The organism is Pseudomonas sp. Hz4 (assembly GCF_054898165.1).
In genome coordinates, this window is sequence record NZ_CM142719.1 from 443,128 (window position 1) to 469,288 (window position 26,161).

Annotated in this window: 24 protein-coding genes; 12 read left to right on the forward strand and 12 right to left on the reverse strand. The window is 59.1% G+C overall.

Translation table 11 applies throughout. The features are described from left to right. Position 1 precedes the first annotated feature (1 nt). Positions 2–991 carry a sulfate/molybdate ABC transporter ATP-binding protein gene (locus tag ACYZTR_RS01965; protein ID WP_461976015.1) on the forward strand — a complete coding sequence of 330 codons (990 nt, stop codon included), beginning with the start codon at positions 2–4 and terminating at the stop codon, positions 989–991. A 165-nt stretch (positions 992–1,156) separates the two neighbouring features. Here ACYZTR_RS01965 and ACYZTR_RS01970 read toward each other — a convergent pair whose 3' ends face one another. After that, positions 1,157–1,675 (reverse strand): Mpo1 family 2-hydroxy fatty acid dioxygenase, encoded by a 519-nt coding sequence (locus ACYZTR_RS01970; protein WP_461976017.1) that lies wholly within the window; start codon positions 1,673–1,675, stop codon positions 1,157–1,159. An 84-nt stretch (positions 1,676–1,759) separates the two neighbouring features. Between ACYZTR_RS01970 and ACYZTR_RS01975 the strand changes: the two genes are divergently transcribed. The 4 genes from ACYZTR_RS01975 (at position 1,760) to ACYZTR_RS01990 (ending at position 4,465) form a co-directional block, all read left to right on the forward strand. Further along, positions 1,760–2,446 (forward strand): Crp/Fnr family transcriptional regulator, encoded by a 687-nt coding sequence (locus tag ACYZTR_RS01975; protein WP_461976019.1) that lies wholly within the window; start codon positions 1,760–1,762, stop codon positions 2,444–2,446. A 70-nt stretch (positions 2,447–2,516) separates the two neighbouring features. Then, positions 2,517–2,882, forward strand: a complete 366-nt coding sequence (locus tag ACYZTR_RS01980) for a response regulator (protein ID WP_461976021.1) — start codon at positions 2,517–2,519, stop codon at positions 2,880–2,882. A gap of 109 nt (positions 2,883–2,991) precedes the next feature. Beyond that, complete coding sequence (locus ACYZTR_RS01985; protein WP_449642879.1) at positions 2,992–3,240, forward strand: helix-turn-helix domain-containing protein; 249 nt, start codon at positions 2,992–2,994, stop codon at positions 3,238–3,240. Further along, positions 3,233–4,465 carry a type II toxin-antitoxin system HipA family toxin gene (locus ACYZTR_RS01990; RefSeq protein ID WP_461976023.1) on the forward strand — a complete coding sequence of 411 codons (1,233 nt, stop codon included), beginning with the start codon at positions 3,233–3,235 and terminating at the stop codon, positions 4,463–4,465. Before ACYZTR_RS01985 ends, ACYZTR_RS01990 begins: the two co-directional genes overlap by 8 nt. Here the strand turns inward: ACYZTR_RS01990 and ACYZTR_RS01995 are convergent, their stop codons facing one another. Then, positions 4,466–5,470: an AraC family transcriptional regulator gene (locus tag ACYZTR_RS01995; RefSeq protein ID WP_461976025.1), complete on the reverse strand. Its 1,005-nt coding sequence runs from the start codon at positions 5,468–5,470 to the stop codon at positions 4,466–4,468. Positions 5,471–5,570: 100 nt separating this feature from the next. On the opposite strand from ACYZTR_RS01995, the gene ACYZTR_RS02000 reads away from it, so the two are divergent. The 4 genes from ACYZTR_RS02000 to ACYZTR_RS02015 all read left to right on the forward strand — a co-directional run bounded on the left by ACYZTR_RS02000 (position 5,571) and on the right by ACYZTR_RS02015 (position 9,511). Next, positions 5,571–6,644 carry a fatty acid desaturase gene (locus ACYZTR_RS02000; protein ID WP_461976027.1) on the forward strand — a complete coding sequence of 358 codons (1,074 nt, stop codon included), beginning with the start codon at positions 5,571–5,573 and terminating at the stop codon, positions 6,642–6,644. 351 nt (positions 6,645–6,995) lie between these two features. Continuing rightward, positions 6,996–7,577, forward strand: coding sequence for an alpha/beta hydrolase (locus ACYZTR_RS02005; RefSeq protein WP_461976029.1), 582 nt, complete (start codon positions 6,996–6,998; stop codon positions 7,575–7,577). Positions 7,578–7,634: 57 nt separating this feature from the next. Beyond that, positions 7,635–8,567, forward strand: a complete 933-nt coding sequence (locus ACYZTR_RS02010) for a sigma 54-interacting transcriptional regulator (RefSeq protein WP_461976031.1) — start codon at positions 7,635–7,637, stop codon at positions 8,565–8,567. A gap of 161 nt (positions 8,568–8,728) precedes the next feature. Beyond that, positions 8,729–9,511: a MetQ/NlpA family ABC transporter substrate-binding protein gene (locus tag ACYZTR_RS02015; protein WP_461976033.1), complete on the forward strand. Its 783-nt coding sequence runs from the start codon at positions 8,729–8,731 to the stop codon at positions 9,509–9,511. Between the two features lie 463 nt (positions 9,512–9,974). On the opposite strand, the gene ACYZTR_RS02020 is transcribed toward ACYZTR_RS02015, so the two are convergent. Beyond that, complete coding sequence (locus ACYZTR_RS02020; protein ID WP_461976035.1) at positions 9,975–11,135, reverse strand: AAA family ATPase; 1,161 nt, start codon at positions 11,133–11,135, stop codon at positions 9,975–9,977. Between the two features lie 183 nt (positions 11,136–11,318). Between ACYZTR_RS02020 and ACYZTR_RS02025 the strand changes: the two genes are divergently transcribed. From ACYZTR_RS02025 to ACYZTR_RS02035, 3 genes are read left to right on the forward strand one after another with little or no spacing between them, the layout of a single operon-like run. Further along, a complete protein-coding gene (locus ACYZTR_RS02025) occupies positions 11,319–12,422 on the forward strand; it encodes an efflux RND transporter periplasmic adaptor subunit (RefSeq protein ID WP_461976037.1) in 1,104 nt (367 codons plus the stop codon). Continuing rightward, entirely contained in the window at positions 12,419–13,486 is a 1,068-nt protein-coding gene (locus tag ACYZTR_RS02030; RefSeq protein ID WP_461976039.1) for an efflux RND transporter periplasmic adaptor subunit, read from the forward strand. The genes ACYZTR_RS02025 and ACYZTR_RS02030 overlap by 4 nt, the downstream gene beginning before the upstream one ends. Continuing rightward, a complete protein-coding gene (locus tag ACYZTR_RS02035; protein WP_461976041.1) occupies positions 13,483–16,536 on the forward strand; it encodes an efflux RND transporter permease subunit in 3,054 nt (1,017 codons plus the stop codon). Before ACYZTR_RS02030 ends, ACYZTR_RS02035 begins: the two co-directional genes overlap by 4 nt. Positions 16,537–16,577: 41 nt before the next feature. Here ACYZTR_RS02035 and ACYZTR_RS02040 read toward each other — a convergent pair whose 3' ends face one another. From ACYZTR_RS02040 to tcyN, 9 genes are all read right to left on the reverse strand, one after another. Beyond that, positions 16,578–17,204: a class I SAM-dependent methyltransferase gene (locus tag ACYZTR_RS02040; protein WP_461976043.1), complete on the reverse strand. Its 627-nt coding sequence runs from the start codon at positions 17,202–17,204 to the stop codon at positions 16,578–16,580. 127 nt (positions 17,205–17,331) lie between these two features. Further along, positions 17,332–17,976: a methionine ABC transporter permease gene (locus tag ACYZTR_RS02045; protein WP_461976045.1), complete on the reverse strand. Its 645-nt coding sequence runs from the start codon at positions 17,974–17,976 to the stop codon at positions 17,332–17,334. After that, on the reverse strand, positions 17,966–19,087 hold the full coding sequence (locus tag ACYZTR_RS02050) for a methionine ABC transporter ATP-binding protein (protein WP_461976047.1): 1,122 nt from the start codon (positions 19,085–19,087) through the stop codon (positions 17,966–17,968). Before ACYZTR_RS02050 ends, ACYZTR_RS02045 begins: the two co-directional genes overlap by 11 nt. 2 nt (positions 19,088–19,089) lie before the next feature. Continuing rightward, positions 19,090–19,899 (reverse strand): MetQ/NlpA family ABC transporter substrate-binding protein, encoded by an 810-nt coding sequence (locus ACYZTR_RS02055; RefSeq protein ID WP_461976049.1) that lies wholly within the window; start codon positions 19,897–19,899, stop codon positions 19,090–19,092. A gap of 105 nt (positions 19,900–20,004) precedes the next feature. Then, a complete protein-coding gene (locus ACYZTR_RS02060) occupies positions 20,005–21,372 on the reverse strand; it encodes an LLM class flavin-dependent oxidoreductase (RefSeq protein ID WP_461976051.1) in 1,368 nt (455 codons plus the stop codon). Beyond that, positions 21,372–22,565 (reverse strand): SfnB family sulfur acquisition oxidoreductase, encoded by a 1,194-nt coding sequence (locus tag ACYZTR_RS02065; protein WP_461976053.1) that lies wholly within the window; start codon positions 22,563–22,565, stop codon positions 21,372–21,374. The genes ACYZTR_RS02060 and ACYZTR_RS02065 overlap by 1 nt, the downstream gene beginning before the upstream one ends. Before the next feature lie 23 nt (positions 22,566–22,588). After that, the gene (locus tag ACYZTR_RS02070; RefSeq protein WP_461976055.1) at positions 22,589–23,830 is read right to left on the reverse strand and encodes an SfnB family sulfur acquisition oxidoreductase; all 1,242 of its coding nucleotides are present in this window, start codon (positions 23,828–23,830) and stop codon (positions 22,589–22,591) included. Positions 23,831–24,163: 333 nt separating this feature from the next. After that, positions 24,164–24,928, reverse strand: a complete 765-nt coding sequence (locus ACYZTR_RS02075; RefSeq protein ID WP_461976057.1) for a hypothetical protein — start codon at positions 24,926–24,928, stop codon at positions 24,164–24,166. A gap of 477 nt (positions 24,929–25,405) precedes the next feature. Next, on the reverse strand, positions 25,406–26,161 hold the full coding sequence (gene tcyN, locus ACYZTR_RS02080) for an L-cystine ABC transporter ATP-binding protein TcyN (RefSeq protein ID WP_461976059.1): 756 nt from the start codon (positions 26,159–26,161) through the stop codon (positions 25,406–25,408).

Below are 26,161 nucleotides of genomic sequence, written 5' to 3' on the forward strand. Positions count from 1 at the left end.
CATGTCGATCGAAGTGCGTAATGTCAGCAAGAATTTTCACGCGTTCAAGGCGCTGGACAACATCAGCCTGGACATTCAAAGCGGCGAACTCGTGGCGCTGCTTGGCCCGTCCGGTTGCGGCAAGACCACGCTGTTGCGAATTATCGCCGGTCTCGAAACGCCGGATCAGGGCAGCATCGTGTTCCACGGTGAAGACGTCTCTGGCCACGACGTGCGTGATCGCAACGTCGGTTTCGTGTTCCAGCACTACGCGCTGTTCCGCCACATGACGGTGTTCGACAACGTCGCGTTCGGCCTGCGCATGAAGCCGAAAAATCAACGTCCGAGCGAAAGCCAGATCGCGGTGAAGGTCCACGAACTGCTGAACATGGTGCAACTGGATTGGCTGTCGGATCGCTACCCGGAACAACTCTCCGGTGGTCAGCGTCAACGTATTGCCTTGGCCCGCGCGCTGGCGGTGGAACCGAAAGTCCTGCTGCTTGACGAGCCCTTTGGTGCCCTCGACGCCAAGGTCCGTAAAGAATTGCGTCGCTGGCTCGCGCGCCTGCACGAAGACATTAACCTGACCTCGGTATTCGTGACCCACGACCAGGAAGAAGCGATGGAAGTCGCCGACCGTATCGTGGTGATGAACAAGGGTGTGATCGAGCAGATCGGCTCACCGGGCGACGTCTACGAAAACCCGGCCAGCGATTTTGTTTATCACTTCCTGGGCGATTCGAACCGGCTGCATCTGGGCGAAGACAATCACGTGCTGTTCCGTCCGCACGAAGTGTCGCTGTCACGTCATGAGATGGAGGATCACCACGCGGCCGAGGTGCGGGATATTCGTCCATTGGGCGCGACGACGCGGGTGACGTTGAAGGTCGAAGGCCAGAGCGAATTGATCGAAGCTGAAGTGGTGAAGGATCACGACAGCCTGATCGGGCTGGCGAAGGGCGAGACGCTGTTCTTCAAGCCGAAGGTCTGGCAGAAACTCGCTAACATTTAATCCTCCCAACTGATCGTTCCCACGCTCTGCGTGGGAATGCAGGCCGTGACGCTCTCGTCACTGGACGCGGAGCGTCCCTTGAGGCATTCCCACGCAGAGCGTGGGAACGATCTAAATCCTGTAGGAGCGAGCGGTGCGGCGACCCGACTTGCCCGCGAAGGCGTCCTATGCAGCTGCGTTTTTCTGACGCAAACGCACACCACCCACCCGCGCCTCAATCTGCTCTTTCAGATCCCGCCGCAACCCCAGCAAAAATGCCAACTCAACCACCACAAACAACGGCCCGACAATCAACCCCGTCACATCATCGACAAACGCCGGTTTGCGTCCTTCGTAGTGATGACCGACAAACTGAATCGCCCAACCCACTACAAACATCCCGATGCCACTGGCAAGCCAGACCAGCGTGCTTTGCTGTGCCAGCGTTTGCCCTGCCCAAATGCACAGACCGAGCAAAATGGTCATCAGCACCCCGAGGCGCAACTCCAGGCGCAGGTAAAACCACGCAGACGCCAGCGCTATAAGCACCGCCGGTGAAAGCCACCCTCCGGCCCATTGCGGGCGACACAGCAACACGGCCACCGCCACAACAATCAGGGGAATGCCGACAAAATGGCTGGCAATATTGCGCGGGTCACGGTGGTAAGCGGCGTATTGACTGAGATGGTCGACGAGGCTTTTCATTGTTGTTCCTCCTGTTGGGTGATGGATCATGCCCCGGGTCCGCATCTCGCTCTGTCAGCAAGGCGACAATCTCTAGGAGTTTTCATGGATAAGCAGGTCTGGCGTCCACGCCTGATGAGCGGCCAGTGGTTCAGCCATTTACCTGTTCCCTTACAGGATAGTCTGCTGGCCGTCGCCAGGGTGCGGCGGTTGTCGCCGGGCCAGCGGCTGTTCAAGCGCGGCGATCCTGCGTGCGGCCTGTACGCGGTGCTCGAAGGTTCGGTGCGCATCGGCGCGGTGAGCGAGCAGGGCAAGGAGGCGTTGCTGAGCCTGGTGGAGTCGCCCCACTGGTTCGGCGAAATCTGCCTGTTCGATGGCCAGCCGCGCACTCATGATGCATTCGGGCTGGGCCATTGCATCCTGTTGCACATCCCGCAAACCGTGCTGCTGGCGTTACTTGATGAGCAACCGGTGTACTGGCGGCAACTGGCATTGCTGATGAGCCAGAAACTGCGCCTGACGTTCATCAATCTCGAACAGCTGAGCCTCATGCCAGCCGCCGCTCGACTGGCTCACCGCTTGCTGATGATCGCCGAAGGTTATGGCGAGATCGATCCGCCACGACGGTTGCTGCAACTGCCTCAGGAGCAATTGGCGTCGATGCTGTCGCTGTCGCGCCAGACCACCAACCAGATTCTCAAGGACTTGCAGGGGCAGGGGATTGTGAATCTTAAGTACGGCGAGATCGAAATTCTGGATGCGGAGCGGTTGCGGATGTTGGCAATTATTTAAAACCCGGCGTTAGTGGTGGGCTTTGGACGCGAAGGCGCCTAGCCTGTGATGACGACAATTGAGGTGTGCCATGCGTTTGCTGTTAGTGGAAGACGAACCCGAGATCGCCAAACTTCTGGCCAAGGGCCTGAGCGAGGCAAGTTATTCGGTGGATGTGGCGGTCAACGGAATGGACGGCCGGCGCTTTATCGAGTCCGGCGAATATGAGCTGATCATCCTCGACGTGATGCTGCCCGGGCTCAACGGTTGGCAGTTGCTGCAACAGATCCGCAAGCTCGGTGAAACGCCGGTGTTGCTTCTAACGACCAAGGATGGAATCGAGGATCGCCTGCGCGGGTTGGAGTTGCATGAGGATGATTACCTGCTCAAACCGTTTGCCGTGAGTGAACTGGTCACGCGGGTGCGCAAGTTGTTGCGGCGTGATCGAGGGCGCTGAGACCGGTCCGATCAATATCTAAACTAGACTTCGGCTTGCTGATGCATTAAATACAATGCAAATCTATTTTTTCAATGAATTTGCACTGTATATGATGCGGGTGATTGAAATGGAAAGCCTCGGTGAACTGATCAGGTTGCTGCGCAAAGAGCGAAAGATGTCTCAACAGGACCTGGCAAAGCAGTACGGCATGAGCCGCGCCACGATTTCAGGCATCGAGAACAACACTGTCTCCGAAATCGGAATCCGCAAGGTTGAAGCGATACTTAACGGCTTCGGTTATGAACTCACGGCCGTACCTCGGCAGTCGAAGCGCCCGACGCTGGATACTCTGAAAAAGGTTAACTTCCATGGCTGAGAGGAGCGATGCGGACAGGCTGCACATCAGTGTTTCCGGCACCACAGTCGGAACCCTCGGCCGTGGTCAGTCTCGCATTGATTCCGTATTTGCCTATGCCGAAGACGCGCTAGAAGAAAACGCCGTTTCGTTGACCATGCCTGCTCGCCTCGAGAGTTATACGTGGGAGCAAGGGGTTCCGCCGGTTTTTGAAATGAATCTGCCGGAAGGCTCTCTGCGCGATGAACTGACTCGTCGTTTCAGCAAAGCGGTTCGAGGGTTTGACGACTTCGCGATGCTGGCGATTGTCGGCCCGCACCAGCTTGGGCGAGTCGGGATTGCAAACGCGCAGGATGCGAGGGACTGCTTACCTGAAACCAGCCTTGCGGATCTTCTGGTTCATGACGGTGCGCAAGGTTTGTTCGAAGATCTGTTGCACACCTATGGCCAATATTCGGGCGTTTCCGGTGTGCAGCCGAAGGTACTTATCCGTGACAGTGCGACAACCGTCGACCGACTGACCCATCGAGGGGCAACGCATCTGGTCAAATCCTTTCGGCCAGAGGAATACCCTGACCTCGCTGCCAACGAGTATTTCTGTATGAGGGCCGCGCTGCATTCGGGTCTTGATGTGCCGAAAGTTGAGCTCAGCGAGCACGGCAAATTTCTGATCGTTGAGCGCTTCGATCTGAATGAAAAAGGTTATCTGGGATTTGAGGATTTCTGCGTGCTCAATGCCTGGCCTTCGAAGGCCAAATACGATGGTTCGTACGAAGGCGCCGCGAGGCAGATCAAGGAGTTTGTCTCCCCGTCATTGCTCAACCACGCCCTTGAGTCTTTTTTCAAAATCGTGGCGTTGTCGTCCGCTCTGAAAAATGGCGATGCTCACCTCAAGAACTTCGGTGTGCTGTACGAACATTGCGGTGCTGATGCGCCAATTAGACTGGCTCCGGCCTACGACATTGTCACGACTTCGGTTTACATAAAAGCAGACAGCATGGCGTTGCTGTTAGGCGGATCAAAGGCATGGCCCAAATACAAAATGCTGGTGCGTTTTGGCCGATCGTCTTGCAATCTGACTGAGGGGCGGTGCAATGAACTGCTGCAGCAAGTCGCTCATGGAATAGAAGTGGCAATGGCGGATATGGCTGATTACATCAAGGTCAATAACGTTTTTGCCGAGGTTGGCGAAGCGATGATCCAACAGTGGAAATCAGGCGTAGCGCGCAGCTTGGTCAAAAGCTGATCACCGCAACCCATCCCGAAACTGCCCCGGCGTTATCCCCGTCCAGCGCTTGAACGCGCGGCTGAAGCTGCTCGTATCAGCAAATCCCAGCAGATAGCTGATCTCGCTCAATGAGCATTGCGGATCGCGCAAATGCAGCAGGGCCAGATTCTCGCGGCTTTCGTTGAGCAACGTATCGAACCGGCAACCCTCGTCCGCCAGATGCCGTTGCAGGCTGCGCAAACTCAGGTGCAGGGCCTGGGCGATGTGTTCGGCGCTGGGCTCGCCTTCCGGCAATTGCTCTTCAATGGCGTCGCGAACTTTACGTTCCCAGGTCAGGGGTTTGAGTTGTGCGAGGGTGCGTTTGAGCACGGCTTCGTTGTGCTCGGCCAGTTCCGGGTTGGCGTCGTCCAGGTGGCTGTCGAAGTCCACGACGGCGAATTCCAGTCGGTCTTCATCGGCGGCGAAGTACACCGGTGAGCGAAAGACTTTGTGCCATTGATGCGGATCCGCCGGTTCCGGGCGGCGCAGGTACACCGCCAGCGGGGCGTAATCGCGGCCCAGGCGATTGCGGCAGGTGCGTACGTAAATCGCCGTGAAGGCATCGATGGCTTCGAAGGCCGGGGCCGGAGTGCCTGGCGGGATTTTCAGGCGGAAGCTGTAGCGGTCCTCGGTGCGGGTGAGTTCCAGTTCCAGGGCGTCGCTGACCACCTGGTGATAACGCACGATGCGCTCGAACACTTCTCGCAGACTGCCGCTGGCCACCAACGCATAACCGAGCGCGTGAAACGTGGTTGGGCTGACGAAACGCGATACCCGCAAACCAATCGCCGGATCGCCGCTGACTTGCACTGCGATTTCCCACAGGCGCGTGGTGCCGGACAACGGGTAACGGGCGTTCGGGTCGTCCATCAGTTGCGGGTCGAGCCCCGCCTGTTGGCACAGGGCGGTGCTGTCGAGGCCCAGCGCATCGAGTTGCTTGCGCAGGGCGCGGGTCCAGCTGGCGAGGGAGGTCGGTTCAGTCATGCTGATTGGCGCTTCCGGTCAACAGGTTGGCGTTCACGGCTACCACGTTGTGAGGGTTCACAAGGCAGGATGCGAACATCAATAACCAGAGGATGGAAGCATGCACGGTACTTCTGCAAGTCCCCAGCGACTGAATGCAGCACAACGATCAGCGCATATTCGTGAAGTGGTGCTGGCCAAGGGTGTTGAACTGCGTCAGCGCTACCCGATTCTCAACCATCAGGACGCCTTGGGCGCGGGCATTCTGGCCTTCGCTCTGGTCGGGATGATTGGCTCGGCGACGCTCTACATGACTGGGCACATGGCCTGGTGGGTATGCCTGTTGCTCAACGCATTTTTCGCCTCGCTGACCCATGAGCTGGAACACGACCTGATTCATAGCATGTACTTTCGCAAACAGCGCGTGCCGCACAACCTGATGATGGGCCTGGTGTGGCTGGCGCGGCCGAGCACGATCAATCCGTGGATTCGCCGGCATCTGCACCTCAATCACCACAAAGTCTCCGGCACAGAATCCGACATGGAAGAGCGCGCCATCACCAACGGCGAACCCTGGGGTTTTGCGCGGCTGTTGATGGTCGGCGACAACGTGATGTCGGCGTTTATCCGTATGCTGCGGGCCAAGACCTGGGCTCACAAGATCAGCATCATCAAGCGCGCCCTGAAGGTCTACGCGCCGCTGGCGCTGGTGCATTGGGGGGCGTGGTACCTGTTTCTCGGCTTTCACGCGGCTAACGGCATCGCTCATCTGCTGGGCGCGCCCATCGAATGGTCGGCGACCACGTTGTCGGTGATGCAAGTCATCGATATCGCGGCGATCGTGATCATCGGGCCGAACGTGTTGCGTACCTTTTGCCTGCATTTCGTCAGCTCGAACATGCACTACTACGGTGATGTCGAGCCGGGCAACGTGATCCAGCAGACCCAGGTGCTGAACCCGTGGTGGATGTGGCCGTTGCAGGCGTTCTGCTTCAACTTCGGCAGCACTCACGGCATCCATCATTTTGTGGTGAAGGAACCGTTTTACATCCGTCAGATGACCGTGCCGGTGGCGCATAAGGTCATGCGCGAGATGGGTGTGCGGTTCAATGATTTCGGGACGTTTGGGCGGGCGAATCGGTTTGTGCGCAAGGAAACAACAGAGGCGCAGGAGGTTCGTGCCGCTCAGGCTTGATCGATGCATTCGGAAACTCAAGCACTGGTCATCAATTTGACCCAAAGGGACGCTAAGTTGTGAAGCAAGGAGTGATTGGCATATGCAATTTCGGCCTAATAAAGTAATTAAATATTCCTTTATTAGATAACCGTTTCAGCCAATCATCACATCCCTACGATGTTGAGCAGTGCTAACAGATTTTGAGTTTCCGGGGCCGTCTCCTTGGCAGGGTGCGGTCCCTTTTTTTGCCTGCTTCAAACTGCTGTATATGCTTTATAGATCTTAATAAATAGCTTCTTATTCCTTAACGTATATACCTCTCCTCCCTATACTTGCTCAGGAACAGACACGCAGCAGGAGAGTTCCCCCATGCGCAACGAATCCATTCGCTACCTGATTGTGCCGGGCTGGCAAGGATCGCCAGAAGATCATTGGCAAAGCCATTGGCAGAGCAGCCTGCCGAACAGCGCGCGGGTGGAGCAGGCTGACTGGTTGACGCCGCGTCGTGAAGACTGGGTGGCGGCACTGGCCGAGGCGATTGCCGCCGACAGCATGCCGGTGATTCTGATCGCCCATAGCCTGGGTTGCATCACTGTCGCGCATTGGGCTGCCAGTGCGCCCGTGCAGTTTTTGCGTCAGGTCCGCGGCGCCTTGCTGGTCGCCCCTGCGGACGTCGAGCGTGCGGCCTGCGCACCGGCCCTGCGCAATTTCGCACCGATTCCGACCCACCTTCTGCCGTTCCCGAGTCAGGTTGTCAGCTCCGACAACGACAGCGCTGTGAGCACTGCGCGTGCGTTGGAACTGGCGCGCAACTGGGGCGCCGAGGCGGGGATTTTGTCGGGCGCCGGGCACATCAATGTGAAGTCCGGTCACCAGCGCTGGGAGCAGGGTTTTGCCTATCTCTATCGCCTGCAAAACCGAATGGAACACCACGCCCTGCGACGTGCTTAAACCTTTTATTTTTTTACATCGCCCCCGTCTCCCGGCGGGTTTGGGCGGGAGTCTGCCATGAGTTTTGAAGTATTCGGTCAGCCGCTGCTGACCTTTCCCGACGCAGAAAAAAGTCCTCTGAGCATTCGCGCCAAGGCGCTGGTGTTTGTCGATCCGCGTTCGCGTCAGTTACGCCAGGAGCTGGAGCTATTGGCGCCGCGCTCGATCTCGGTGTTGATCCGTGGCGAAACCGGCAGCGGCAAGGAGTTGCTCGCGCGGCACATCCATCGCGCGAGTGATCGCGGCGGGTTGTTCGTGTCGGTCAATTGTGGCGCGATCAGTCCGACTTACGCCGATGCGGAATTGTTCGGTTATGCCGCTGGCAGTTACAGCGGATCGGCCAGCAGTCGCGCTGGCTGGTTCGGTTCTGCCAACGGCGGGACGCTTTATCTGGATGAAATCGGCGACCTGCCGCTACCGATCCAGATCAAATTGCTCGCGGCGCTGGAAAACCACGAAGTCACTCGTGTCGGCGCTCACCAACCCAGCCCGGTGGACGTGCGCCTGGTGGCGGCTACCAGCATCGACCTGGCCCAAGCGGTGGCCGCCGGAAAATTCCATGAGCGGCTCTACCACTACCTCAGTGAAGGCCAGCTCGAACTGCCGGCCTTGCGTGAACGGGTGGGCGATATTTTGTCGCTGTCGGAATATTTCCTCGGCATCTATAGCCAGCGCCTGGACCTGCCGGTGCCGCTGATCAGCGACGCCGCGCAGTATCTGTTAGAGCAACACAGTTGGCCGGGTAATACTCGTGAGCTGGAGAACGTCATTCACTTTGCGTTGTTGGTCAGTACCGGCGATGAGATTTTGCCGGAGCATTTGGATCTGCCTGAAGCGCCCACCTCGCTGGCACAGATCGAGCGGCAAGTGGCTCAGACGATAAAAAACGGCAGCGTTGCGGAGCGATCCGCGCTCAAGCATTTGCTCGAACGCCTGACACAGACGCTATAGCGATCTGTATGAACAAAATGGAATATGAAAGTGAATAAAAGATATTGTTCGGGAATAAAAAATCCCGGTATTGTCCGCGTCACGCCAGCGATAGCACTTCACTGGCACACGTACTCAATAAGCCGTCGTAAATGACGACCGATTTTCGATAAGGACACTGCATGAAAAAGGTTCTGTTGTTCGCCGCATTGGCGGCTGCCCTGACCGCGGGCTTGGCCCAGGCTGGTGAGAAACTGGTGGTTGCGGCGACCCCGGTTCCACACGCCGAGATTCTTGAATTGATCAAGCCAACCCTCGCCAAAGAAGGCGTGGACCTGGAAATCAAAGTCTTCACAGACTACGTTCAGCCGAACGTACAGGTCGATCAGAAGCGTCTGGACGCCAACTACTTCCAGACCCTGCCATACCTGAAAAGCTTCAACGAAGGCAAAGGCACTCACCTGGTGACCGTGATCGGTGTGCACGTCGAACCGTTCGGCGGCTACTCGAAGAAAGTCAAATCCCTGGCTGAGCTGAAAGACGGCGCAACCATCGCGATCCCGAACGAAGGCAGCAACAGCGGCCGTGCCCTGATCCTGCTGCAGAAGGCTGGCCTGATCGAGTTGAAAGACCCGAAAAACGCCCTGGCCACACCGAAAGACATCGCCAAGAACCCGCACAACTTCAAGTTCAAGGAACTGGAATCCGCCATGCTGCCGCGTGTTCTGGACCAGGTCGACCTGGACATGATCAACACCAACTACGCGCTGGAAGCAGGTCTGAACCCGGCTAAAGACGCGCTGGTGATCGAAGGTGCAGATTCACCTTACGTGAACTTCCTGGTGGCTCGTCCGGACAACAAGGACAGCGTTGCCATCCAGAAACTGGCCAAGGCGTTGACCAGTCCTGAAGTGAAAGCATTCATCGAGAAGAAGTACAGCGGCGCGGTACTGCCGGCGTTCTGATTCGCGAGGTAAACCCCTTCAAGGGTTCAAACGCCGACGGCTAAAAATAGCGTCGGTGTGATCGTTCCCACGCTCTGCGTGGGAATGCCTCAAGGGACGCTCCGCGTCCAGTGACGCGGAGCGTCACGGGTTACATTCCCACGCAGAGCGTGGGAACGATCATCTCAGGCCACCCTGGCCTTCAACGCCCTGCGCAACGCTACCAACAACTTCACAATGTCCTGCGGATCCAACCGCTGTGGCACTTTTACGTCAGCCATTTTCTCTTCCTTGTGATGGTTCGGCCGGGGGAGTCTGGCCAAAAGCTGTGCGTCCTTCGAGGGGTGATCCGAAAAAAAGATCCTTCCTACAGCGCAAAGAAAAATAGTCGTCTTCCGCTGCCGCAGCAAATCCGCAGGATGACTACAGAGGTGATCTCGCCCCTCGTGAGGAGAGAGATAGGGTGGCTTCAACTGGCCCTCCCTTAATCCGGCCAATACCAAGCCGGCTCATCCAGCATCCGCTGCCCGACAATCCCGGTCTGGCCCAAGTTCTTCTCCAGCACAATGCAATTACACTCCAGATCCTCCTGCAACGCCGAAATCAACCGCCGCGCATGAGAAACCACCCACACCTGACACTGCTCCGAAGCCCGGATAATCAACCGCGCCAACGCTGGCAGCAGGTCGGGGTGCAGACTGGTTTCCGGCTCGTTCAACACCATCAACGTCGGCGGGCGAGGCGTCAGCAGCGCTGCGACCAGCAGCAAATAGCGCAACGTCCCGTCCGACAACTCGGCGGCCGACAATGGCCTCAACAATCCTTCCTGGTAAAACTCGATCGCAAACCGACCGCCCTGGAGCGGCGCGATGTTCAATCTCGCGCCGGGGAAGGCGTCACTGATCGCAGTCTGCAAGGCATCCGGATCGCCACTCTCGCGAATCGTCTGCAACGCTGCCGCCAGGTCTCGACCATCGTGGTGCAACACCGGCGTGCGAGTACCCAGTTGTGGCTGGCGCACGGGCGCGTCGGCGTCGCTGCGAAAGTGATCGTAGAACCGCCAGCGCCGGATGAACTCGCGAAGCTGCAAGACTTCCGGCGAGGTGCGAAAGCTGCCGACCTGATCGAACAAACTGTCGAAATTCGGCGTGTGCTGGGCCAGCACTTCCCAACCACGACCGACCCGGGCGCGGATCATCGGGCCGTTGCGGTCTACCAACAGGCTGGCCGGGCGATAGAACGGCCCGGACCAGATGCATTCTTTTTTGATTTCCGGGTCGAGGGAAAAGTACGACTGTGTGGGCTCCGGCAGGCCCAACGCGATCGAGTAGCTGAAATCTTCCCCTGCAAACCCCAGGCGCAGGCGTTTGGCGCCGTGTCGTACGGTCGCTTCGATAGGGACTTCGCCATTACGCATGCGCCGGCTGATGTTTTCCGGCCCGGCCCAGAAGGTCGAATCCAGCCCACCCTCGCGGGCCAATGCATTGACCACGCCGCCCTGAGCGGTTTCCGCCAGCAGGCGCAACGCGCGGTAGAGGTTGGATTTTCCGCTGCCGTTGGGGCCGGTGATCAGGTTCAACCGGCCCAGAGGAATCACCAGTTTATTGATCGAGCGGTAATTGGCCACCGCGAGGGTTTTGAGCATAAAGGACTTTCTCTGTGGCCCCGAAACGACATCAGGATAACCGCGTTGGCGAATTTTACTTGTAGGAACTATTAGCAACTGCTGTAGGAGGGAATGCTTATTAGCTTGGGTCAAGGTGGAACCCTGTTCTAAGCTCACAGTCGTATCGCCATTGGCACGTCCGTACAACGCAAAGGAGTCTGCATGGCTGGTCCCGGATTGAAAATAGTGATTGGTTTGGGCGTCCTTGCCTTGCTGACCGCGTGCGGCGATAAAAAACCGGTCGAGAAAGACCGCCCGCGGGTGTTCGTGCAGGAGGTCAAATCGGCTGATTACGCAGCGTCTGTGACACTCACCGGCGATGTTCAGGCGCGAGTTCAGACTGAATTGTCGTTCCGCGTTAGCGGCAAAATCATCCAGCGCATGGTCGATGTCAGTGACCGGGTATCGGCCAAACAAGTGCTGGCCAAGCTCGATCCCAAGGACCTGCAAACCAGCGTTGACTCGGCTCAGGCACAGGTCGCCGCCGAGCAGGCCCGCGTCAAACAGACCGCCGCCGCTTTCGTTCGCCAGCAAAAACTCCTGCCCAAGGGCTACACCAGCCAGAGCGAATACGATTCCGCCCAAGCCGCCTTGCGCAGCAGCCAAAGCGCCCTGACGGCTGCCCAGGCGCAACTGGCCAATGCCCGTGAACAACTGAGCTACACCGCGTTGGTCGCCGACGCGCCGGGGGTGATTACCGCGCGACAGGCCGAAGTCGGCCAGGTGGTGCAGGCCACGGTGCCGATTTTCAGCCTGGCCCGGGACGGTGAGCGCGATGCGGTATTCAACGTCTACGAATCGCTGCTGGCCGAGGCGCCGGAAGATAAAACGATCGTGGTCAGCCTGCTCGACAACCCGGCTATCAAAACCACCGGCACCGTTCGGGAAATCACCCCGGCCGTCTCCGCGCAGACCGGCACGGTGCAGGTCAAAGTCACTCTCAACAGTCTGCCGGAAGGTATGCAGCTCGGCTCGGTGGTGAGTGCCACGGCCAAGGCGCCGGGCAAATCGGCGGTCGAACTGCCCTGGTCGGCGCTGACCAAAAACCTCAGCGACCCGGCCGTGTGGCTGGTGGACGACGAGGGCAAGGCACAGCTGCACACCGTCACTGTCGGTCGCTACCTGACTGGCAAAGTGATCATCAGCGCCGGCCTGAAAGGCGGCGAAAAAGTCGTCATCGCCGGCGGCCAGTTACTGCACCCCGGTGTGAAGGTGGAAATCGCCGAAAACACCTATAAGGATTTAGCCGCGGGAGCCCAGCCATGAAGCGTCTGTTGCTGGTTTTCGCCGGTGTGATCCTAGTGGCCTGCTCAAAAAAAGAACCGCCTCCGGAGCCTGTACGCCCGGTGTTGTCCATCAAGGTCCAGGCCCTGGACGAGGAAAATCTTGGCCGCTTCGCCGGCAGCATTCAGGCCCGTTATGAAAGCAATGTCGGCTTCCGGGTGCCGGGCCGCATCGCCAGCCGTAACGTCGATGTCGGTGCCGAAGTCGAGAAGGGTGCCTTGCTCGCAACGCTTGACCCCACTGACCAGCAAAACCAGTTGCGCTCGGCCCAGGGCGATCTGGCCCGTGTGCAGGCGCAGTTGATCAATGCCCAGGCCAACGCCCGGCGCCAGCAGGAACTGTTCGATCGCGGGGTCGGTGCGCAGGCACAACTGGACATCGCCCAGACCGATCTCAAAACGACGCAGGCCTCCCTTGACCAGGCCAAGGCGGCGGTCGACCAGGCCAAGGACCAGCTCGACTACGTCGAACTGCGCACCGACCACAAAGCCATCGTCACCGCATGGAACGCCGAAGCCGGGCAAGTGGTGACCGCCGGCCAGCAAGTGGTGACCCTGGCGCAGCCGGACATCAAGGAAGCGGTGATCGACCTGCCCGACACGCTGGTCGACCAGTTGCCGGCGGACGTGGTGTTTCAAGTCGCCGTGCAACTGGACCCGAGCATTACCACCACCGCCATCGTTCGCGAAATCGAACCCCAGGCCCAAAGTGCGACCCGCACCCGGCGTGCCCGTCTGAGCCTGACTGATACGCCGTCGGGGTTTCGCCTCGGTACGGCGATCAGCGTGACCCTCAGCTCCGCGATCAAATCGCGCATCGAATTGCCGGTGAGCGTGCTGCAAGAGGTTGATGGCAAATCGCGAATCTGGGTCGTCGATCCGCAGACGCAAACCGTTGCCCCGCGAGACGTCAGTCTGATCAGCCGTACTGACAGCACCGTGGTGCTGGCCGACGGTGTGAAGTCTGGCGAGCGCGTGGTCAGTGCCGGTGTGAACAGCCTGAAACCGGGGCAAAAAGTGAAAATCGATGAGGACAGCCCGCAATGAAAGGGAGTTTCAACTTATCCGAATGGGCCCTCAAGCATCAGTCGTTTGTCTGGTATTTGATGTTCGTCGCGCTGTTGATGGGCGTGTTCTCGTACATGAACCTCGGCCGCGAGGAAGACCCGTCATTCACCATCAAAACCATGGTGATCCAGACCCGCTGGCCGGGCGCGACCCAGGAAGAAACCCTCAAGCAGGTCACTGACCGCATCGAGAAAAAACTCGAAGAACTCGACTCCCTCGACTACGTGAAAAGCTACACCCGCCCCGGCGAGTCGACGGTCTTTGTTAACTTGCGTGACACCACCAGTGCCAAGGACATTCCGCAAATCTGGTACCAGGTGCGCAAGAAGATCAACGACATTCGTGGCGACTTCCCCCAAGGCCTGCAAGGGCCGGGGTTCAACGACGAATTCGGTGATGTGTTTGGCTCGGTCTACGCCTTTACGGCAGATGGTTTGTCGATGCGTCAGTTGCGCGATTACGTCGAGCAGGTCCGCGCCGAGATCCGCGAAGTACCGGGGCTGGGCAAGGTCGAGATGGTCGGCGAGCAGGACGAAGTCCTTTACCTGAACTTCTCCACCCGCAAACTGGCGGCGCTGGGCATCGATCAGCGTCAGGTGGTGCAGAGCCTGCAATCGCAAAACGCGGTGACTCCGGCCGGGGTGATCGAAGCCGGTCCCGAGCGGATTTCCGTGCGTACGTCGGGGCAGTTTGCCTCCGAGAAAGACCTGGCCAACGTCAACCTGCGACTCAACGACCGCTTCTACCGATTGGCCGACGTCGCTCAGATCAGTCGTGGCTATGTCGACCCGGCGACGCCGGAGTTCCGCTTTAACGGCCACCCTGCTATCGGCCTGGCCATCGCCATGAAGAAGGGCGGTAACATCCAGGTGTTCGGCAAAGCGCTGCACCAGCGCATGACCGACCTGACCGCGGACTTGCCGGTGGGCGTCGGTGTGCACACGGTTTCGGACCAGGCCGAAGTGGTAGAAAAAGCCGTCGGCGGCTTCACCAGCGCACTGTTCGAAGCGGTGGTGATCGTGCTGATCGTCAGCTTCATCAGCCTCGGCGTGCGCGCCGGATTGGTGGTGGCCTGCTCGATTCCGCTGGTGCTGGCGATGGTCTTCGTCTTCATGGAATACAGCGGCATCACCATGCAACGGATCTCCCTCGGCGCCCTGATCATCGCCCTCGGCTTGTTGGTGGACGACGCGATGATCACCGTCGAGATGATGGTCACGCGCCTGGAAATGGGCGAGACCAAGGAGCAAGCGGCCACGTTCGCTTACACCTCGACGGCGTTCCCGATGCTCACCGGTACGTTGGTGACGGTGGCCGGTTTCGTGCCCATAGGCCTGAACGCCAGCTCGGCCGGCGAGTACACCTTCACGCTGTTCGCGGTGATCGCGGTGGCCATGATCGTGTCGTGGATTGTCGCGGTGCTGTTCGCCCCGGTGATCGGCGTGCACATCCTCAGCGCCAACGTGAAACCTCACGACGCAGAACCGGGACGCATCGGACGCGCCTTCAACGGCGGCATGCTCTGGGCCATGCGCAATCGCTGGTGGGCGATCGGTATCACCCTTGCACTGTTCGTGGCCTCGGTGTTTTCCATGCAGTTCGTGCAGAACCAGTTCTTCCCGTCCTCGGACCGCCCGGAAATCCTCGTCGACCTGAACCTGCCGCAAAACGCCTCGATCGCCGAGACCCGCAAAGCTGTGGACAAGCTCGAAGAGACCCTCAAGGGCGACCCGGACATTGTGCGCTGGAGCACGTACATCGGCGAAGGTGCGATCCGTTTCTACCTGCCGCTCGACCAGCAATTACAGAACCCGTACTACGCGCAATTGGTGATCGTCAGCAAAGGCCTGGAGTCGCGCACGGTCTTGAGTCAGCGCCTGCGTGAGCGACTGCGCAAGGACTTCGTCGGCATCGGCAGTTATGTCCAGGCGCTGGAAATGGGTCCGCCGGTGGGTCGGCCCATTCAGTACCGGGTCAGCGGCAAGGACGTCGATCAGGTACGAAAGCACGCCATCGCCCTGGCCACCGAACTGGATAAAAACTCGCACATTGGCGAGATCATTTACGACTGGAACGAACCGGGTAAAGTCCTGCGCATCGACATCGCGCAGGATAAGGCACGGCAATTGGGACTGTCGTCGGAAGACGTCGCCAACCTGATGAACAGCATCGTGGTCGGTGCGCCGGTGACTCAGGTCGATGACGATATCTACCTGATCAACGTGGTGGGTCGTGCTGAAGACGCCGAACGCGGCACCCCGGAAACCCTGCAGAATTTGCAGATTGTCACGCCGGGCGGCACGTCGATTCCGCTGCTGGCTTTTGCCACCGTGCGCTATGAACTTGAGCAACCGCTCGTCTGGCGCCGCGACCGCAAGCCGACGATCACCATCAAGGCTGCGGTGCGCGACGAGATTCAGCCGACCGACCTGGTGAAGCAGCTCAAACCGGACATCGACAAATTCGCCGCCAGTTTGCCGGTGGGCTACAAGGTCGCCACCGGCGGCACGGTGGAGGAAAGCGGCAAGGCCCAAGGGCCGATTGCCAAGGTCGTGCCGTTGATGCTGTTTTTGATGGCGACCTTCCTGATGATCCAGTTGCACAGCGTGCAGAAGCTGTTCCTGGTGGCCAGCGTCGCGCCGCTCGGCTTGATCGGCGTGGTGCTGGCGCTGATCCCGACGGGCACGCCAATGGGCTTCGTGGCGATACTCGGCATTCTGGCGCTGATCGGCATCATCATCCGCAACTCGGTGATTCTGGTGACGCAGATCGAGACCTTGGAGAAGGACGGTCATGCACCGTGGGATGCCGTGGTGCAAGCCACGGAGCATCGTCGCCGTCCGATTCTGCTCACGGCAGCGGCGGCGAGCCTGGGGATGATTCCGATCGCCCGGGAAGTGTTCTGGGGGCCGATGGCTTACGCGATGATTGGCGGGATTATTATTGCGACGTTGCTGACGTTGCTGTTTTTGCCTGCGCTTTACGTCGCCTGGTACAAAATCCGCGAGCCGAAGAAAGACGCTGCGTAATGATCGTTCCCACGCAGAGTGGAGCGTGGGAACGATCATGTTCAAGCTTTACGCCAAACACTCGCCAACCAAGGTTGCTGCTCCCGCGGCAGCCCCGCAGGCCGGTAGTAATGCTCCAACTCCACAAACCCGGCCTCGGTCAACAACGCCTGCCACGTCTGCAAATCGTGATACGCCCCATACCGCGGCCCGTTCCAGCCTTCCTGATTCTCGCCACGGGGATTGGAACTGAACAACACTCCTCCGGGCTTCAACGCCCCGCGCAATTGCTTCAACACCCGAGGCAACTCCTGACGCGGAATATGAAACAACACCGCATTGGCAAAAATCCCATCGAAGCGCTCAGCTGGCAGATCAAGCTTCAGGAAATCCTGCTGCCACACCTCACAACCACTGTCTTCGCGCGCCATCTGCGCAAATTTTTCCGAGCCATCAAGCCCGACAGCGGTGTGGCCCATGCGCGTGAAAGTTTGCAAATCACGGCCCGGCCCACAGCCAAAATCCAGAATGTCAAACGGCACTTCGCCCTGAATATGCCGCAGCAGCGCATCAATGTTCTGACTGACATCGTGATCGCGAGTCCCTTCGCGAAAATCTTCGGCCACCGAGTTGTAATGGCCCAGTGTGGTGGCAGTGATCTGCTCGAGGTCGGTGGGAGTCTGTTTCATGGTCGGCTGCGCAGGCAATGGGGGTTTGCCGAATATACGCCATGAGGCAGAAGGCTGCTGCGCAGCCAATCGCGGGCAAGCTTGCCCGCGATAGCCATTTGAAACTCAACAAATCAATCCGGCAGTCTCAACGCTTATTCAACCCCCGCGCCAACCGATCCCCACCCAATTGAATCACCGCCACCAACACCACCAGCACCACAATTACCGTCAACATGATCTGGCTATCAAAGCGCTGATAGCCGTAGCGATAAGCGATGTCGCCCAACCCGCCGGCACCAATCGCCCCCGCCATGGCCGACGAGTTGATCATCGTCACCAGCGTAATCGTGAAACCGCCGACAATCCCCGGCAGCGCTTCAGGCAGCAACACATGCCAGACGATGTGCCAGCGCCGGCAACCCATCGCTTGCGCCGCTTCGATCAACCCGTGATCGACCTCCCGCAAACTGACTTCTGCGATGCGTGCAAAGAACGGCGTGGCAGCAATCGTCAACGGCACCACGGCGGCCCAGACACCGTACGTGGTACCGACGATCAACCGTGTAAACGGAATCAACGCCACCATCAGAATCAGAAACGGAATCGAGCGAAACAGGTTCACGAATGCGCCCAACGCGCGGTTCAGCGACGGTGCTTCGTAGATCCCGCCCTTGGCGCTGGTGACCAGGATCACCGCCAGCGGAATGCCCGCCAGCAGTGCGATCAATGACGACACGCCGACCATCAAAAATGTGTCGATGAAGCCCTGCAGCAAGCGATCAAACCACATAACCCAGCACCTCCACCTGTTGCGCCCAGTTGCCGGCGCGTTGGCGTAATTCCTCCGCGCCGAGGAACGAGCCGCTCACCGCCAACAGCAATTGCCCGAGGGCGTGGCCCTGAATCCGTTCCACGCCGCCTTGCAGCAGGCGCACGCGGCCACCGAGCGCGTTGAACAGCGCGGCGACGTCTGGTTCGTCGTGAGCCGCCCCGGTGAATTGCAGTCGCAGGACCACCGCGTCATCCGAGGACTGCGGCTGCACACGCAAACGGCTTTGCAGTTCTTCTGGCAGGCCGTGTTGCAACGGCGCCAGCAAAGTTTTGCTGACCTCATGCTGCGGGTTGCCAAAGACTTCCCAGACCGGCCCTTGTTCGACGATTCGCCCGTGTTCCAGCACCACGACTCGGTCGCAGATATCGCGAATCACCGCCATCTCGTGGGTGATCAGCACGATGGTCAGGCCCAGGTGCTGATTGATCTCGCGCAGCAGGCCGAGGATTGATTGCGTGGTTTGCGGGTCCAGCGCCGAAGTGGCTTCGTCGCACAGCAGAATCGCCGGGTCATGCACCAGTGCCCGGGCGATGCCGACGCGCTGTTTCTGCCCACCGGAAAGCTGCGCCGGGTAGGCCTTGTGCTTCTCTTGCAGGCCCACCAGTTCCAGCAATTCGCGGACTTTGTGCTCGCGTTTGTCCTTCGGCACACCGGCCACCTTCAGTGGCAACTCGACGTTCTGCCAAACCGTCTTGGCCGACATCAGGTTGAAGTGCTGGAAGATCATGCCGATGCGCCGACGCAGCGCCACCAAGCGGTCTTCGTCGAACTCACCGATGTCGACCTGATCGATCAGCACGCGACCCGTACTCGGTTGTTCCAAGCGGTTGATGGCGCGGATCAGCGACGATTTGCCGGCGCCGCTACGGCCGATGATGCCGAACACTTCGCCGCGCTGGATCGCCAGGTCGATGCCGTGCAGGGCGGCCACCGGACCTTGCTGGCCGTTATAGGTTTTGCCCAGGCCGATGAAGCGCACGTGGGCGCGATTCAGGTCCGGGTGCAGTTCGGTGTGTTCAGCTTGCTGAGGCTCCGGAATTTCCAGTCGCCGTTGGATCGCGGCCGTCATATTCAGCTTTCCCAACCGGCTTGATAAAGCCTGCCGTGGGCTTTGTCCAGGGCTGCGCGCACGGCCGGCGAATGCTGGTAGATGTCGACGAACTTGATCAGGCGCGGGTCAGTTTTGCTTTTCGGCTGGATCACGAACTGGATCACGTATTCCTTGTGATCGAGGCCGTCGAACAGCAAGGCGGAGCTGGCGTCGAAGGTCTTCGACAGGCGAATGTAGGCCGGGTAGCCCTGGACCAGATCGGCGTCGTCATAGGCGCGTACCAGTTGCACGGCTTCGACCTGAAGGATTTTGATCTTCTTCGGATTGGCGGTGATGTCTTCTTCGGTGGCTTTGTAGCCGACACCCGGTTTGAGCGTGATCAGCCCGGCCTTGGCCAACAGTTGCAAACCACGACCACTGTTGATCGGGTCGTTGGCAATCGCCACGCTGGCGCCGTCTGGCAGTTCATCGAAGCTTTTGTATTTCTTCGAATAGAGGCCGACGTTGTTGATGATCCCCGGTGCGAACGGCACCAGGTCGAAACCGGCGGCAGCCTTGGCGTTTTCCAGGAACGGGATGTGCTGGAAGTAATTTACGTCGATGTCACCGGCGGCGAGGCTGACGTTGGGCGCGATCCAGTCGCTGAACTCCACCAGGTCGACTTGTAGGTCCTGTTTTTTGGCTTCTTCGACGGCGGCTTCCAGGGGAATGGCGAAGGCGGCGGTGGTTCCGACTTTCAACGCTGCGTCGGCGGCGAAGGTGGCGGAGCTGAAAAGGCCGAGGGCCAGAGCCAGTGCTTTGACTGGGTAGGAGAGGTGGTTTTTGGTCATGATGAGTTTTCCAGTCAAGTTAAGATGATCGTTCCCACGCTCCGCGTGGGAATGCCCCCGGGCTGCATTCCCACGCGGAGCGTGGGAACGATCAGGGTCGGGGGGTTAGTGTCGGTAGTGGGAACCGGTGTGTTGCTCAGGCAAATGCGCCTCGCCGTGAAACAGCTTTTCCCGCAGGCTGCCGGTGTCGTAAGCGGTCTTGTACGACCCTCGGCGTTGCAACTCGGGAATCACCCGTTCAATGAAATCCACGTAACTTTCCGGCGTGACAATCCGCGTCAGGTTGAAGCCATCCAGACCGGTTTCTGCGATCCACGATTCCAGCTCATCGGCCACTTGCCCGGGCGAACCGACCACGGTGATGTAGCGTCCTCCGAGGGCGTGTTGCTCGAGTAGCTTGCGGCGGGTCCAGTCGTTGTTTTGCAGGTTCTTGGTGGCGGACTGGATCGCGTTGCTCTTCACGTACTGGATCGGTTCGTCGATGGCGTATTCGGAGAAATCGATCCCGGTGGACGCCGAGAAATGCGCCACGCCGGCCTCGGCACTGGCGTAGCTCAAGTACTCGGCATGCTTGGCCCAGGCAGCCTCTTCGGTTTCGCCGACAATTACGTTCAGCCCCATGAACACCTTGATGTCCTCGGGGTAGCGCCCGGCCTCGACGGCACTGGCGCGAACCTTGTCCACTTGAACTTTGGTCGACGGTTTGTTCTGGCCGCTGATGAACACGCACTCGGCATGTCGCCCGGCGAACAGCAACCCGCGATCCGAACTGCCGGCCTGGAACAGCACCGGCGTGCGCTGCGGCGAGGGTTCGCAGAGGTGATAACCCTCGACCTGATAGAACTCGCCCTTGTGCTCGACCTTGTGCACTTTCTCGGGCTGCGCGTAGATCCGCTGCTGCGGATCGTTAAGCACCGCGCCGTTTTCCCAACTGCCTTCCCAGAGTTTGTAGAGCACTTGCAGGTATTCATCGGCCTGATCGTAACGACGGTCGTGTTCCACCTGTTCGCTCAAGCCCATGGCCTTGGCGGCGCTGTCGAGGTAGCCGGTGACGATGTTCCAGCCGACCCGGCCGCGACTCAGGTGATCGAGCGTGGACATGCGTCGGGCGAACAGATACGGCGGTTCGTAAGTCAGGTTGGCAGTGAGTCCGAAGCCGAGGTTTTTGGTGACCGCCGCCATCGCCGAAACCAGCAACAGCGGATCATTGACCGGCAGTTGAATTGACTCTTTGAGCGGCACATCCACTGAGTTTTGGTAGACGTCGTAAACCCCGACGATGTCGGCGATGAACAGACCATCAAACAGTCCACGCTCCAGCAGTTGCGCGAGTTCGGTCCAGTATTCAATCGTCATGTACTGAGTGGAGTTGTCCCGTGGATGCGTCCACAGACCATGGTTGATGTGCCCGATGCAGTTCATGTTGAACGCGTTGAGCAGAATTTTCTTTTTCGTTTTTAGAGGCGTGGCCATCAGATGGTCCCCCGCAGCGGCGGGTTTTCATCATTGAGGTAGTAATTGCCGACCGCGTGATACTTCCAGCGCACCGGGTCGTGCAGCGTGTGCACCCGAGCGTTGCGCCAGTGGCGATCCAGGCCGTGTTCGACCAGGGTTGCCTGGCTGCCGGCCAATTCGAACAGCGTGCTGCCAGCGGCGAGGGAAATCTCGGTGCTGATGGCGCGGGCTTCGGCGACGGCAATTGAGGCAGCAGCGACGGTTTCGGCGTTGGTGTCGGCCTGAGCCTTGTCGAGGAATTCGCCGGAGCGTTCCAGCAAGGCTTCGGCGGCGTGCAGACGAATGCTCAAGTGGCCGAAGCTCTTGATGGTCAGCGGGTCCTCGGTGGCTTTGTCGTTGCCGGAATCGATCCACGGCCGAGTCTTGGTGCGCACGAAATGCAGCGCATCTTCATAGGCAGCCCGGGCGATGCCGGTGTCGATGGCGGCGTGAAGAATCTGCGCCAGCGGGCCGACGGTGGTCGGGCGCTCGAACGCACTTTGAAACGGGATCACGTCTTCGGCGGCGACGTAGACATCTTCAAACACCACCGAACCGCTGCCGGTGGTGCGCTGGCCGAAGCCGCTCCAGTCGTCGATCACCGTCAAGCCTTTGCTGTTGCGCGGCACGAACGCCAATTGCTGCACGCCGTTCTCATCCACCACCGAAGTCGGGATGCGCTGGGCATAAATTGCTCCGGTGGCGTAGAACTTGCGGCCTTTGATGCGATAGCCGCTGCTGTCACGGGTCAGGCGGGTAACGCGGTCGTGAGCGGTTTTGGTGCCCAGTTCCGCAAGGGCATTACCGAAGCGTTGACCGGCCAGTACCTCGGCGTAGAGGCGCTTTTTCTGTTCGGCGCTGCCGTTCACGCGGAGCACTTCGAGTGCATAGAAATGGTTCTGCGGGATTTGTCCGAGAGAGCCGTCAGCCTGGGCAATCAGCGCGATCACTTTGGCCAGGGTGACGTTGGAAACCCCGGCGCCGCCGTATTCTTTTGGCACGCTGATGCCCCAGAGCCCCGAGCGGGAAAACACTTCCAGTTCCGGGTGTGGCAAACGGCGTTCGCGGTCGCGCAGGGCGCTGTCACGTTTGAAGTCTTCGGCCAGGTCACTGGCGACAATCAGGGCTTGCTCATCGCTGGTTATGACCGCGACGTGGTGAGAAAAAGTCATGTGTTTCTCCAGAGATCTGGTCGTTAAATCCAGGAGTGGCGAGCGGGTAGCGTGCCGTTCAGGTGATAAGTGCCGACGGCGTGGTATTTCCAGCGCACCGGGTCGTGCAGCGTGTGCACGCGGGCGTTGCGCCAGTGGCGGTCGAGGTTGAATTCGGCGAGGGTGGCGCGGCTGCCGGCCAGTTCGAAAAGCTTTTCGCTGGCCAGCAGCGAGATCTCGGTGGTCAGCACTTTGGCTTCGGCCACGGCAATCGAGGCGCGGGCGGCAGACTCGGCGGTGAGCGGCGCGGCGTTGACCTGATCGAGCACTTGCCCGGCCTTGCGCAGCAGCGCTTCGGCGGCGTGCAATTCGATCTTCAGTTTGCCGATGTCGGCAATCACATAGAGATCGTCGCTGGCCCGTTCGACCTTGGCGTCGATCCACGGCCGGGCACGGGTTTTCACGAACTCGATGGCGTCGTCGATGGCGCCCCGGGCGATGCCGGTGTCAATGGCTGCTTGTATCAACTGCGACACAGCGCCCTGAATGTTCGGGCTGTCATTGATCTTCCAGCTATCCACCACCAGCTCGGCGTCGACCTGCACGTTGTTGAGCAAAAGGGTGCCGCTGGCGGTGGTGCGTTGACCGAAGCCCGACCAGTCATCAACGATGCGCAAGCCCGGTGTACCGCGGCGGATGAAGGCCAGCACTTGCTTGCCGTCGTCGTTCAGCGCCTTGACGGCAATCCAGTGGGCGAACAGGGCGCCGGTGGAATAGAACTTCTGCCCGTTGACAACGAAGCCGTCACCGTCAGCGGTGATTCGTGCCTTGAGCTCAAGGGTGTTTTTGGTGCCGCGCTCAGGTCCTGCGTTACCGATTCGCCAGCCGTCGAGCACGCTTTTGAACAGCTGTTTTTTTTGCGATTCTGTGGCGCTGCCGAGCACCAGATTGAGAATGCCGAACTGGTTCTGCGGGATCTGTCCCAAGGCCGGGTCGGCCGCGGAAATGATCGCGAATACTTCGCCAAGGGTGACGAACGAAACCTGTGGGCCACCGTACTCACGCGGGATCGCAATGCTGCCCAGGCCGCTGCGGGTGAACTGTTCGATTTCCGACCACGGCAGCTTGCGCTGCTGGTCGCGTTTGGCCGCATGCTGGTGGGCGACTTGCGCCAATTCATGGGCAGCCTTGATGGCTTGTGCGTCGTTGCGCAAGACCTGCGCGGGCAACAACAGCGGGGCGATGTCCAGATCACTCTGGACGATTGCATCTGCCAGACTGGACATCAGTGCCGCTCCTTGGCTGCACGCAATGCCCTGGCGATCTGCACTGGGGTGATTGTGTTCCGGACCATACCTACCTCACATCTCATGGAAACGCCGCGAGGGTTGCGACGAACGAAAACAAGAATGTCCGGTGGTCCGGTGCATATACCCTAAGCGCGTATAAAAGATAAATGAACTAACTTTTAGGAATATGCATAGAAGACGCTTCAAGAGGTTGAACGCGCCCCCTGTGGGAGAGGGCTTGCTCGCGAAGGCGGTGTGTGAGGCAACATTGATGGTGACTGATACGGCCTCTTCGCGAGCAAGCCCGCTCCCACAGGGGCGGCGGTGTTTTCACTCCTTGCGGGGTTCTGCTGCCTTCAGCTCCTCTTTCAACGGCACTTTCAGATAGGGATTGGCGCAGCCGATCTTCAGCATCCGCGGCGGTGCCCAGCGGGAGTTGTTACCCACCCGGTCGAGGATGCAGTAAGTCACTTCCAGCCGCAGGTCTTCGCCGGCTTCGAGAATGATCGCCGCAGGCACCCAGACCTGGATCGGCTTGCCGACATCGCCTGCCTTGAGTCGTGGCAGATCCATACGTACATCGCCCCAGCGCAGAGTGATTTCGTCGTCGGCGGCCATGTTCAGGTAAGGCTCGATGGTCAACGGAACCCCGCGCTTGATCTGGTTCGGATTGACCCCCTGACGGCGAATGGTCTCGGGAATGTTCACGGGTTCCAGGCTCTGGTTTTCATCGCCGCACCGCGCAGACGGTTGGCCACCGGGGCAGTCGAGTTTGATCTGCACGCGGCTGGCGGCTGACAGGGTTGGCCCTTGCCCGATCTGCATAATCCGGTAGTGAACACGCGAGGTGCCATTGGCGATGAAGCTCTCGGGCACACGCAGTTGGACCGGTTGGCCGACATCGTGGGCCGTAAGCCCTCTGGAGGCCACGTAGCAGTTATCCCAGAACAGTTCGATCAGGTCGCCTTCGTCCATGCCGGGGTAGGGCGCCACGTCAATCAGCAGGTGAGCCGCCGAGTTGATGTTGATGCAGGTCTTGTGAGATTGCGCCAGGGTCGGGGCCGCAAGTTCGGGTTTGTTCGAAGTGCTTGTCATGGGGTTTCTCCTTGAAGCCTGCAGCGAAGTCCGTTTCTGAAAGTTCGAAAGGCGTGAATTGCCGAGCAATAAAACTGTTCACCGTTTACGAATCAAATAATGAATGAGTTCGAGATTCGACGCCTGCTGGAGACTAGATAAGAGTGCGCTTGAATAGGTGTCAATAGAGCTGGCTAGTTAAGTAGGGTATCTAGGGTTATTCAGAAAGATCCTACGCATTGAAGTTAATAAGCTGCACCGCTCTGTCGAACTTGACCGCGATTTTATGGGCTTTGAGTGCGTTCTGGACGGCGAGATCAGTTCGGTGGGGAGGCTGGTTTTGACGGATTTTAGGCGAGGTTAATCTGTTGCAGGACATATATATGTACCGCACGCAGCGTTGAGTAAATATCTATTGTTCGGGCGGGCCGAGAGATTTTATTAACGGGGTAGTGATCACTTCCATCCATGGAAGTTAATAAGTGGTGGGACGGTGTTTCAGTGATGAGCGTTATTCAAGAACTTGCTGAGGAACTGTTTGGTCCGCTCTTCTTTCGGATTGGCAAACAACGCCTTGGCTTCGCCTTGTTCGACGATCACACCCTTGTCGAAAAACACCACACGGTTCGCCACGTCCCGGGCAAAGCCCATTTCGTGGGTGACGATGACCATGGTGCGCTTCTCCTCGGCCAGGCTGCGGATGGTCGCCAGCACTTCACCTACCAGCTCTGGATCGAGCGCTGAGGTCGGTTCGTCGAACAGAATCACTTCCGGTTCCATCGCCAGTGCACGGGCAATCGCTACACGCTGTTGCTGACCACCGGAAAGGCGTCGCGGGTAAGCGTCTTCCTTGCCTGCCAGGCCAACCCTGGCCATGAGCTTTTTACCCAAGGCAACGGCTTCGGCATGTGGGATTTTTTTCACCACGATCGGGCCTTCGATGACGTTTTCGAGGGCCGTGCGATGAGGAAACAGGTTGAAACTCTGGAACACGAAACCTACGTGCTGGCGTAACCGTCGCACCAGACCTTGCTGCTGGTTCAGCGGACGACTGCCATCGATCTCGATATCACCGACCTTGATCCGGCCGCTGGTGGGTTCCTCCAGAAAATTCAGGCACCGCAGGAACGTGGTCTTGCCCGAGCCACTGGGCCCGATGATCGCCACCACCTCGCCTTCCTTCACTTCCAGATCGATGCCGTTGAGCACCACTTGACCCTTGAACTGCTTTGTCAGTTTTTCCACGACAATCAT